This is a genomic window from Burkholderia sp. SIMBA_062 (assembly GCF_046534765.1).
Taxonomy (GTDB): domain Bacteria; phylum Pseudomonadota; class Gammaproteobacteria; order Burkholderiales; family Burkholderiaceae; genus Burkholderia; species Burkholderia ambifaria.
In genome coordinates, this window is the sequence record NZ_JAWRYD010000594.1 from 1 (window position 1) to 239 (window position 239).

Below are 239 nucleotides of genomic sequence, written 5' to 3' on the forward strand. Positions count from 1 at the left end.
CTGGCGTTCGCGCTGATCGTGCGCATCGTGCATTCGCCGTTCGGCCAGGTGCTGGTGGCGATCAAGGAGAACGAGCCGCGCGCGATTTCGCTCGGCTACGACACCGACCGCTTCAAGCTACTCGCGTTCGTGCTCTCGGCGGGACTCGCGGGGCTGGCCGGCTCGCTCAAGGTGCTCGTGCTCGGTTTCGAGACGCTCGGCGACGCCTACTGGACCATGTCCGGCCTCGTGATCCTGAT

At 66.1% G+C, this 239-nt stretch carries 1 protein-coding gene; it reads left to right on the forward strand.

The annotated features are described in order from the left end of the window. Positions 1-239 (forward strand): ABC transporter permease subunit (locus tag SB786_RS37575; RefSeq protein WP_410731757.1); only part of this gene is annotated, 239 nt, incomplete at both ends.